The sequence below is a fragment of the Longimonas sp. genome (genome assembly GCF_046498435.1).
Lineage (GTDB): Bacteria > Bacteroidota > Rhodothermia > Rhodothermales > Salinibacteraceae > Longimonas.
In genome coordinates, this window is the sequence record NZ_JAWOAR010000319.1 from 1 (window position 1) to 9,672 (window position 9,672).

Genomic DNA, 9,672 nt, shown 5'->3' on the forward strand with positions numbered 1-9,672 from the left:
CGGGCCTGGCCGTCGACGATCGTCGTGAACTCGTCGAGCGGCTCGCACGGATCCGTGCACGCCTCACGCAGCTCACACGGCTGCTGTGACCCTGCTGTTCACGGCCGCTCGATGACGTCCTTGAAGCGGCTCAGGGTGGTCTCGATGACCTGGTCGTGTCCCCACACCAGCAGCCCCTTGGCGTAGCGGGCGGCCGCTCGCATCGCCGGCTTGCGCATCTCCACGTACCACCGGATGTTGAGGTCGCAGCCGCCGCGAGCGGGTTTCAGGGTCAGGTCGGCGGGTCCGTTGAGGTCACCGCTGAGCCGGGCGATGATGCGCTCGGCGGGCAGGACCTCGTCGAGGTGGATGCCGACCCGGAAGCGGTAGGGGATCGGGGGGACCACCAGGCCGTGCAGCGCGCCGCCGGTGGTCAAGCCGCCACCCTCGGCCTCGAACTCGCGCAGCCACCGCCACCACTGCTGGAAGTGATCGGTGCGTGACATCCACGCCCACACGTGTTGCGGGCTGTAGGGGAACCACTCCGTGCGATCGAGGTGGATCAGGTGCACCGGGTCGGCGCCTGCGGGGGCCTCCATCACCTCGTCACCTCGTGCAGCTCGGCACCACACCAGCGACGGAAGGCATCACGGGCATCCGCCTCGGCGTCTGCGGCCGCGACCAGCCGTGGGGCCGGGCGGGGCACCGCCAAGCGTACGTGGCGTGTGAGCAGCCGCGGTCCACGGGTCACGGTCACCGCGACCTCGTCACCCGGTTCGTGGCTGGCCAGCACCGTCCGCAGCTGGCCCCTGCCCACGGTACGCCCGTCGATCGCCACCAGCCGGTCCTCCCCGGACAGCCCGGCGTGGCACGGCGGGCTGCCCGCGAGCCTGACTCCGCCAACCTACCGGACGAGGTCGAGGTGGTGCGCGTTGACCTTTCTGAGCCGGACACCCTAGATGCGCGCCTAGAGGGCGTCAAGTCCGTCTTCCTGCTCTGGCCTTTCACCGCGTCTGAAGCCTCAGGAGCAGCGCGCCTTCCACGACATTGTGCGCGAGGCCGACGCCATCACCGAGCACCTCTCGGAGGAGGCGATCGACAAAGTCTTTGATCCCAGCTACCACGTGCGTAACGTGGACCTTATCTTTGAGCGTGTAGGGCTGGCGTAGTCTGTGCCGGACGCATGGAGCGGAGAGCGGACTTCCGCCATGCCCTCACGGCGCTTCGTCGGGCGTACTGTCGTCGGTGGGGCGTGGGGGGAGCGGCTGGTCGTCGAGCGACCAGCGGTAGGAGCCTTCGGTGCGGCGCTTTTCGTCTTCGCTGAGGCCGCGGTAGCCGTACGGCGGTTTGCGCAGCTTGCGAATCAGCGCAATCAAGAACCACCCGAACGGCATGTACCAGGCTGCGATGTCGAGGTCGCGCACGATCTTGTGGAGCCAGTTCTTGGCCGGCGGACGCTGGCGGTTGCGGTCGTGCGTCACAAACGACAGCGGCCAGCCCAGCGGCGTGGTGCGCAGGCGCTCGCCTTTGATGGCGTTCATCTCGCGCTTGAGACTCTCCCAGTCATAGGGTTTTTCGCCGTACTTCTCAACAGCCCGATCCAGGTCGTGCTGGGCCCGCTCCTGAATCCGCTCGGCCACGCGCAGCACCATGTCGCGGCTGGGGGCAGATACGTCGGTGCAGCCCTCTTCGCGGAGCATCTGGCGCACATTTACGGGGCGCTGCACCACGAATGTCATCTGACATGGAAACGCCAGGTAGAATATGAATGGAAAGAGCAGTGCCAGTGGCGCAATGGGAAGCGGCAAGAAGGGGATGCCGAGCACTTTCCGAAAGATCTTGTCGATGGGCTCGAATGTGATGCTGGTGGGGTTGACCCACTCGGCATTCACCACGCTGACCGGGTACACCGGCGCGTCGTGCTTGGCGGCCAGCACGACAAAGCTGGAATGGAAGTGCTGAAGCTGGTAGCGCCGCGTGAAGCCCTTGCCGATGCCGGGTACGCCCTCGGGGTAGTAGATGACCCGGTCGCCCCGCTCTAAGAGCTTGTCATAATTGGCAAATGTCATGTCTATGCCGCCACCGCGCCGCCACCAGTTGTCGAGGTCGAACGGGCGCATCCACCAGGTGGCAGCCAGTTGGGGCGTGTACACGCTGCGGAATTTGCCCGCGCGGGTGTATCCCGATGCCCGCCAGAGGGCGGCATCCAGCACAATGGCGTCGTGCGGGAACGCATTTCCGCTGTGGTTGGGCGCCAGGATGAGCGGCCCGTCGTCGGGCAGCTTCTCGTGACCAATGAGCTTGGCCCGGAAGTAACGGTCGATTACGTCGCCCATAAAGCCATCAATGAGGCTGTATAGGTAGTCCCAGTCGATGGGATCGTGCGGCGTATCAGTCCGCTCCAGGTTCGGCGCAGGGCCCGACGGCATCTGCGCCTCGTGCCGCCACGGGTCAAACGGCTCAAAGAGCTCCTCCAGATCCCCCGGATCCAGCGTCACGTCAATCGTAAAATCGGATTCAGCAGCCATAGAGGGCGACCAGAGGCCGTTGGTGAGTTAAGCAATGAAGCAAGACCATGCAATCAGGTCTTGAACAACGCAAGTAAAAAGCCGATAGCGAACAGCGGGAGCCAGAGCCAGATGGGCCCGCCCTGCACCACGCCGAGCGCCCCACCAATGATGCAGGCACCGGCCAGGATGCTGCCACGCAGCCCCGGAAACGGGTCGCCGCTGGGCGTGCGGTCGTTGAGTCGTTCTTCAACGTAGGCAGACCCCGAACTCATGAGCCGGGGCAACTGCACGAGGGTATCGATGAACTCGGGTGCATTGCTCAGTAGTTCGCCGCCAAGTGTGCGCGGGTCGAAGCGCTCCCGGAAGATGCTGCGCACATGGCGCTGCGACACCGCGACCACGTCCAGGTCGGGCTTCATGGTGCGCCCGACCCCTTCGAACGTGACAAGTGCCTTCACCATCAGCGTCATTTCCACGGGGAAGAACACGCGGTAGCGCCCGCCCAGACTAAGCGACTCCAGAATAAGCTGGGCGATGCTGATGGTGCCCGTCTGCCCCTGACGGGCAAAGTAGCGCGACAGATCCGACACCGCCCGCCGAAAGCCCTGCGGATCGCCCCCCTCGCCAATGCGCGCAATGTCGAGCAGATAGCGGGCTACGTTCTCTACATCGCCTCGCACCAGTGCGTAGAAGTAGTAGAGCAGGCGTCGCTTTACCTGCGGACTGAACCGCCCAACCATACCCATGTCGATGAATCCGACTTTTACCGGCTCATTGGGGCCGCCCTCGATAATCTTGAGGTTGCCCGCATGCAGATCGGCGTGGAAGAAGCCGTCTTTGTACAGCATCCGAATGATAGCCTCCGAGCCCAGATCAATCACACGCTCGCGCTCGTCCTCGGAGAGCTGCAATGAGGCAGCCGACCCCGGACGAATGCCGTCGATGAACTGCATGGTGAGCACATCGTCGGAGCTGAGCTCGCGGTAGATCGTAGGGAATACCACACCGGGCATGTCGCTGAAGTTGGCGGCAAACACCTCGGCGTTGGTGGCTTCGAACGAGTAATCCACTTCACGTTTGGTGTACTCGCTGAACTCCTCGATAATCTGCCGGGGTCGGTACTCCGGAATGATCCAGTTCAGAAAGATGCCAAAAAACTCCAGCAGCTTCAGATCTGAGTTGATGATCTCGCGGATACCCGGCTTGATCACCTTAATGACCACATCGTCGCCTTTCACGGTGGTGGCGCGGTGCGCTTGCGCAATGGAAGCCGAGCCGAGCGGCTCGCTACTCAGCGTAGCGAACAGCTCCTCCACAGGAGCTCCGAGGTCGCGCTCAATGATGTCTTTCACCTGCACGAACGGCACGGGCGGCAGGTGATCCATCAGGCTTTCGAGCTCGCGCGTGATGGCGGGCGGAAGTAGATCCTCACGAATTGCCAGAATCTGGCCCAGCTTCGTAAAGGTTGGCCCCAGAATCTCGAGTCGCTTGCGGAGTTGCACGGGAAACGGCAGATTGCGCAGCGAGCGGTCAACCAGCGGCCGAAAGATCCATGCCATCATGCGTTTGCCGAGCGAGCGCATGCCGCGTGTTTGCACATCGGGCAGCGAGCGCACGTACGCGATGTGCCCGCCCATGAGCAGCCCCATTACATGCCGATACACCACAAAGAAGCGCCGCACCGCCCCTCGATAGGGTGCCAGCGGATCGAAGTCGGCCAGCGGCGAGCGATGGTTGGTGTCTGCTGCGGATGCGGAGGGAGACTTTTCTTCGGAAGGCGCTCGTCCAGCTTCGGCTTGCCCCGGGGCCCCCTGCACCTGCCCATTCATCGAAGCCGATGCCTTCGCATCCGACTGCGACGAAGTCGAAGCAGTCCCCGAAGCCGAGGCCGTCTGCGAAGATGAGCTCATGAGAGTATGGGTTAATTGGTCGCGGAAGCGCCCGGCGCAAGGATGGATGCATGATGAACCGAAGACGCTACGATGGGTTCACTGTCGTGGATCGTTGTGGGACACTTATTGCTGGTCTCTATCCTATTCACTGCACACCGCTTCGCCGTATGCTTTTCCTAACAGGCTTTCCGGGATTCTTAGGCACACGCCTTGTTGACACGCTGGCGCAGCAGAACCCGTCGCTCTCGTTTCATCTGCTTGTGCAGCCGAAGTTCGTTTCCGATGCCCATGAGACCCTGGGCACATTGGGGCTCACAGAGCGCGCCACCGTGCATGCGGGCGATATCACCAAGCCTAATTTGGGGTTGGGCGATGCGTACGGCACGGTGGCCGAATCGATGACTCACGCGGTGCACTTGGCCGCGGTGTATGACCTGACGATTCCGCGCGACATCGGCTGGCGCATTAATGTGACGGGTACGCAGCACGTGCTTGATCTTATGGCCCTGGCACCGCAGTTGCAAACGTTTGGGCATGTAAGCACCGCATATGTTGCAGGGAAACGCACCGGACGTGTTCGTGAGACCGATCTGACGCACAACGCGGGCTTTAAGAATTTCTATGAGGAGACAAAGTATCACGCTGAAATGCTGGTAAAGCAGCAGATGTCGAATATTCCCACCATGGTGTTTCGTCCAGGCATTGTGGTGGGGGATTCAGAAACTGGGGCCACCGACAAGTTCGATGGTCCTTACTTCATCTTACAGGCGCTACAGCGCCTCCCGCGCTACACATTCATGACGCGCATTGGCGATGGTACTGCGCCTGTGCATCTTACACCGGTCGATTATGTGGTCGATGCGATGGCCTATCTCCTTCAACAGCCCGAGCACAACGGCACGACGTTCCACCTCACCGACCCGAATGCGCTCTCCACACAGGAAATCATGGAGACGTTCGTAGAGCAACTCAACATGCATGTTGCGTACATACCGGTGCCACCCACTATAGCACGTACGCTCATGGGAACCAACATAGGACGCTACCTGGGCATTGCGCCTGAGCTGATCGATTACTTCGACCACGGCGTGGATTACGACACGACACATGCAGAGGCTGCCCTGCAAGACACAGGCATCACGTGTGCCTCGTTGCGAGGCTACGCCCCACGTATGATCTCCTACATGAACGAGCATCGCGCACAGGTTCGCTCCGAAGCCATGTATTAGGCACCGTCTGAAGGGAAGTCCGTAAGGGAGAGCCAAACGGGGCTGACGTGCAGGCTGGAGTGTAGATGTTTCAGTGGGTGCTTCATTGTCAGCCCTACCATAGGGCCCGTATTATTTAATAGGGATGCATCAATGTTCATTACATTTGAAGGCATTGACGGAAGCGGAAAGAGCACGCAAGCGCAGCGATTGGCAGACTGGCTGCAAACGTGTGGCCATACCGTAGAGACGATGCGCGACCCAGGCAGTACGCCTGTGGCTGAACAGGTTCGGGCCTTGTTACTGAACCCCGGTGTATCCATTGATGACCGCGCTGAGCTTTTTCTTTTTGCGGCAGCGCGTGCCCAACTCGTATCCGAGCGCATTCGGCCGGCCCTAAAGCGAGGAGCCGTGGTCTTATGCGATCGGTTTTATGATTCAACGACAGCCTATCAGGGGGGCGGTCGCGGCGTGGTGCCGCTTGCGTGGCTGCGCACGCTACACATGCAAACGACAGACGGACTTGCGCCCACGCGTACGTATATTATTGATGTGCCCGTACAAGAAGCAGCAGCGCGTCGCCATTCCGAGCCCGACGATCGCTTAGAGCAAGAGGAAATGGCATTTCACGAACGGGTACGGTCTACCTATCAAGCATTGGCTGCGGAAGAGCCCGAGCGGATCTGCCTCATTGACGGAAGAGGAGCACCAGAGCAGATCCATACGGCGATCCGATCTGATTTACAGGAAGTGTGGCCCCATAATGGGGCAGGAACCCCCCTATAGAGGAACGGTTCGTTTTCTGCTTTCCATAGTAGTCACTTGGTAAATATACCAATGCAGTACGTGGAGAAAGCAAGTGCGGGAGCACATAGCTTCGGCACGCGCCCTGGTAGATGATTGTGGGGCTTACAGTCCATGTTTCTAAGAGCAGTACGGTTCAGCTTGATATGTCGACACTATCAGATGAACGGCGCGACGAGGTGCGCAGCATCTTTCAAGCCTTCCTTAAGCGTCGTAACAAGCGACAGACGCCCGAACGGCTCGCCGTGTTGGATGAGATGTATCGCACCGACGAGCATATCGACGCCGACGAACTTTTTGTTCGCTTGAAGCAGAAAGGGGCCAACGTAAGTCGGGCGACTGTATACAACACACTCGATCTGTTGCTGGAGTGCGATCTGGTTGTCCGCCATCAGTTTGGAAAGAATCAGTCAAAGTACGAGCAGGCATACAGTTACTGGCAACACGACCATCTCATCTGTCTGGACTGCAACGAACTGTTTGAGTTTTGCGATCCACGATTGCAGAGCGTACAGGAAATGGTTGCCGAGGTCTATGAGTTTGAGATTAAGCATCATTCCCTGAACATGTACGGCCATTGTCAGCGAGAGCAGTGCCCTAATCGTGCCGACGGATCATAAGGCAGGAGTGCCCCCCTGTGGCTCCGACCACTGTCGGAGGAACCACTCCCCGATGTTCAGCGGACGCCGTTCGGGACGGCACAGCACGCATACCTATCTCGGGTCGAACCACACAGAATGACCTGTGACCCAGCAGTAGGGCTCCTTGTGTATAAGACACCTCCTGTCGGTGGAAGTGAGACGACATGTGCGCTACCAGGTCTGAAGGTCCCTTTCCTCGGAACGTGAGGCTGCGGAGGTTGACACATCGACTGAGTCGGCGGCCGCGTTGTCGGAGGCATCCTCAGCCGGATCGGGAACCGCACTGGCATCTTCCGTGACGTAGAGGCGGATTTCTGTGCCTGCGGGCACTTCCGTATCGGGCGCCTTATCTTGGTCGCGCACAAACAACTCAGATTCGTCGGGTTCGTCTTCATCATTTCCCACGTCGGTCATTGTATTGGTAGGCTCGCCGCCCTCATCACTGTCATCCTCCTCATCGCGTTCGTGGACAAGAATCGGGCGAAGTTGTTGTTCTTCAAGCTTCTCACGTGCGTTTTTGACAGACAGGCCAACCAAGTTCGGTATGGTTGTGTCTTCATCGCCAAGTCCTGTACTGTACCAGAGTGAGACCAGGCTTCCTACATCGACGGTATCGCCAGGGGCGGGAGACTGCCTCGTAATCGTACCTTCGTGTGGAGACGGAAGCGAGTCCGGATCCACCTCAACGTCGAGTCCCCGTCCTTCGAGGCGACTTCGAGCCTCTCGTCTGGAGGTTCCACCTAGGTCCGGAAGAACGACGGTAGGTGTTTCGCCCCGATTAAGAGTCAGGTAGACGCGCCGATTAGGTTTTATAGGAGTAGATGGAGCTGGCGACTGGTCGACTACTTCGTCTTGGGGCACATTGGGATTGTACTGGCCTTCTTGTTCTTCAACCTGAAACCCGAGTTCGTTCAGGGTGGCCTGTGCCTCCTCAACGGATGAATTGCGCACATCAGGGACTTCAATGGCTGTGCCGTAGCGGGTGTAGTTTGGCATAATAACTTTGTCGACGGCTATATAGAGAAGCCCTCCGATAAGAAGGAGCGTGCCAATGCCTGCCCAAAAGTATGGATTCGAGATCACCTCGCGGCAGACGGCTATAAATCGCTCTCCAGAAGAACCAACAGACATACGAACCAGATCGAGGTAATTGGAAACCAGTACGGACGAATCACAGACAGGGGCTTTTGTGTCTGCACAGGACTTGTGAATACACGCAGCGTAGCAATGCCTGGATCAATGTATCATTCCGAACCGAGCAGTCCAAGCATCAGTTTCGAGTTAAGGGGTTGTGAACCCAATAATTGGAGGAGAGAGATTGGGTGAAGTGCAATGCAAGGACACATGAACATAGAAAAGTAATCGGCCATAGCATCGGCTAAGCCCCTGATCACTGTATCTTGAACGGAGGATCATGCCCTCTTGACATAGCAAATAGGAACCGTCTCCATGTGGTCATGTCTAAGGCTATCCGAAAACGGGGGACGAGGCGCACGACGCGCCGCACAGTTCTCCGAAGTTCTTTGAACATAATGCTTTGCACAGCTTGGTTCACTGTCATTCATAGACAGTTAACGAAACTAAGTAAAGTCTCGCCAAGTAGACTCTAAATGTGCAATTGACTGACGGCAAGCGTCGTGACAATCCAAAAGCAAAGAGATTGTGAATCGCACCTTGTTCATTTGACAAAGGCAGTCAAAAGCATTACAATGATATTCCGTACTGCCGAGAGGTAGCCGCGGAAATGTTCTTTAACGGATTTGGAAGCATAGCGAGTCCTGGTCAATTCATGGGCCTTGCCTGAAAGGCAAAGCTCGAGTTGATCGATCACAGAATTAAACACTCCTATTTACTATGGAGAGTTTGATCCTAGCTCAGGACGAACGCTGGCGGCAGGCCTAACACATGCAAGTCGCACGAGAACACACCTTCGGGTGTTAGTAAAGTGGCGGACGGGTGAGTAACGCGTAGATAACCTGCCCTTGAGAGAGGAATAACTATTGGAAACGATAGCTAATGCCACATGATGTCAATCAGCCGCATGGCTAATTGATCAAAGCCTTCGGGCGCTCAAGGATGGATCTGCGTCGGATTAGCTTGTTGGTGAGGTAACGGCTCACCAAGGCAGTAATCCGTAGCTGGTCTGAGAGGATGATCAGCCACACTGGCACTGAGACACGGGCCAGACTCCTACGGGAGCCAGCAGTGGGGAATCTTAGGCAATGGGGGAAACCCTGACCTAGCCATGCCGCGTGGAGGAAGACACCCCTATGGGGCGTAAACTCCTTTTCTATTGGAAGAAAACCCTGTTTTTCAGGGCATGACGGTACAATAGGAATAAGCACCGGCTAACTCCGTGCCAGCAGCCGCGGTAATACGGAGGGTGCAAGCGTTGTCCGGAATCACTGGGTGTAAAGGGTGTGCAGGCGGGACAGCAAGTCAGAGGTGAAAGCCCACGGCTTAACCGTGGAAGTGCCTTTGAAACTGCTGTTCTTGAGTCTCGGAGAAGTTGCTGGAATTCGTGGTGTAGCGGTGAAATGCGTAGATATCACGAGGAACACCAGAGGCGAAAGCGAACAACTGGACGGGTACTGACGCTAAGGCACGAAAGCGTGGGGAGCAAACAGGATTAGATACC

Annotated in this window: 9 protein-coding genes and 1 rRNA gene; 5 read left to right on the forward strand and 5 right to left on the reverse strand. The window is 58.2% G+C overall.

Features of this window, described 5'->3' with window-relative positions:
* Window positions 1–98 precede the first annotated feature (98 nt).
* Both R6U20_RS12240 and R6U20_RS12245 read right to left on the reverse strand, forming a co-directional pair.
* The gene (locus R6U20_RS12240) at window positions 99–578 is read right to left on the reverse strand and encodes an SRPBCC family protein (protein ID WP_410338136.1); all 480 of its coding nucleotides are present in this window, start codon (window positions 576–578) and stop codon (window positions 99–101) included.
* Window positions 578–817 (reverse strand): hypothetical protein, encoded by a 240-nt coding sequence (locus tag R6U20_RS12245; protein ID WP_410338137.1) that lies wholly within the window; start codon window positions 815–817, stop codon window positions 578–580. Before R6U20_RS12245 ends, R6U20_RS12240 begins: the two co-directional genes overlap by 1 nt.
* 175 nt (window positions 818–992) lie before the next feature.
* On the opposite strand from R6U20_RS12245, the gene R6U20_RS12250 reads away from it, so the two are divergent.
* Window positions 993–1,148, forward strand: coding sequence for a hypothetical protein (locus tag R6U20_RS12250; RefSeq protein WP_410338144.1), 156 nt, complete (start codon window positions 993–995; stop codon window positions 1,146–1,148).
* A 45-nt stretch (window positions 1,149–1,193) separates the two neighbouring features.
* Here R6U20_RS12250 and R6U20_RS12255 read toward each other — a convergent pair whose 3' ends face one another.
* Both R6U20_RS12255 and R6U20_RS12260 read right to left on the reverse strand, forming a co-directional pair.
* A complete protein-coding gene (locus R6U20_RS12255) occupies window positions 1,194–2,507 on the reverse strand; it encodes a 1-acyl-sn-glycerol-3-phosphate acyltransferase (protein ID WP_410338138.1) in 1,314 nt (437 codons plus the stop codon).
* A gap of 53 nt (window positions 2,508–2,560) precedes the next feature.
* Window positions 2,561–4,399 carry an ABC1 kinase family protein gene (locus R6U20_RS12260; RefSeq protein ID WP_410338139.1) on the reverse strand — a complete coding sequence of 613 codons (1,839 nt, stop codon included), beginning with the start codon at window positions 4,397–4,399 and terminating at the stop codon, window positions 2,561–2,563.
* A 149-nt stretch (window positions 4,400–4,548) separates the two neighbouring features.
* Between R6U20_RS12260 and R6U20_RS12265 the strand changes: the two genes are divergently transcribed.
* The 3 genes from R6U20_RS12265 (at window position 4,549) to R6U20_RS12275 (ending at window position 7,013) form a co-directional block, all read left to right on the forward strand.
* Complete coding sequence (locus R6U20_RS12265) at window positions 4,549–5,610, forward strand: SDR family oxidoreductase (protein ID WP_410338140.1); 1,062 nt, start codon at window positions 4,549–4,551, stop codon at window positions 5,608–5,610.
* 132 nt (window positions 5,611–5,742) lie between these two features.
* Window positions 5,743–6,375 carry a dTMP kinase gene (gene tmk / locus R6U20_RS12270; RefSeq protein WP_410338141.1) on the forward strand — a complete coding sequence of 211 codons (633 nt, stop codon included), beginning with the start codon at window positions 5,743–5,745 and terminating at the stop codon, window positions 6,373–6,375.
* 164 nt (window positions 6,376–6,539) lie between these two features.
* Window positions 6,540–7,013: a Fur family transcriptional regulator gene (locus tag R6U20_RS12275; protein WP_410338142.1), complete on the forward strand. Its 474-nt coding sequence runs from the start codon at window positions 6,540–6,542 to the stop codon at window positions 7,011–7,013.
* Between the two features lie 192 nt (window positions 7,014–7,205).
* On the opposite strand, the gene R6U20_RS12280 is transcribed toward R6U20_RS12275, so the two are convergent.
* Window positions 7,206–8,165 carry a PASTA domain-containing protein gene (locus R6U20_RS12280; protein WP_410338143.1) on the reverse strand — a complete coding sequence of 320 codons (960 nt, stop codon included), beginning with the start codon at window positions 8,163–8,165 and terminating at the stop codon, window positions 7,206–7,208.
* A gap of 720 nt (window positions 8,166–8,885) precedes the next feature.
* On the opposite strand from R6U20_RS12280, the gene R6U20_RS12285 reads away from it, so the two are divergent.
* A 16S ribosomal RNA gene (locus R6U20_RS12285) occupies window positions 8,886–9,672 on the forward strand; the annotation flags it as partial.

Coding starts and splice junctions, on each gene's coding strand:
- R6U20_RS12240 (WP_410338136.1), bottom strand. CDS start 578: ATGGAGGCCCCCGCAGGCGCCGACCCGGTGCACCTGATCCACCTCGAT.
- R6U20_RS12275 (WP_410338142.1), top strand. CDS start 6,540: ATGTCGACACTATCAGATGAACGGCGCGACGAGGTGCGCAGCATCTTT.
- tmk (WP_410338141.1), top strand. CDS start 5,743: ATGTTCATTACATTTGAAGGCATTGACGGAAGCGGAAAGAGCACGCAA.
- R6U20_RS12260 (WP_410338139.1), bottom strand. CDS start 4,399: ATGAGCTCATCTTCGCAGACGGCCTCGGCTTCGGGGACTGCTTCGACT.
- R6U20_RS12265 (WP_410338140.1), top strand. CDS start 4,549: ATGCTTTTCCTAACAGGCTTTCCGGGATTCTTAGGCACACGCCTTGTT.
- R6U20_RS12280 (WP_410338143.1), bottom strand. CDS start 8,165: ATGTCTGTTGGTTCTTCTGGAGAGCGATTTATAGCCGTCTGCCGCGAG.
- R6U20_RS12255 (WP_410338138.1), bottom strand. CDS start 2,507: ATGGCTGCTGAATCCGATTTTACGATTGACGTGACGCTGGATCCGGGG.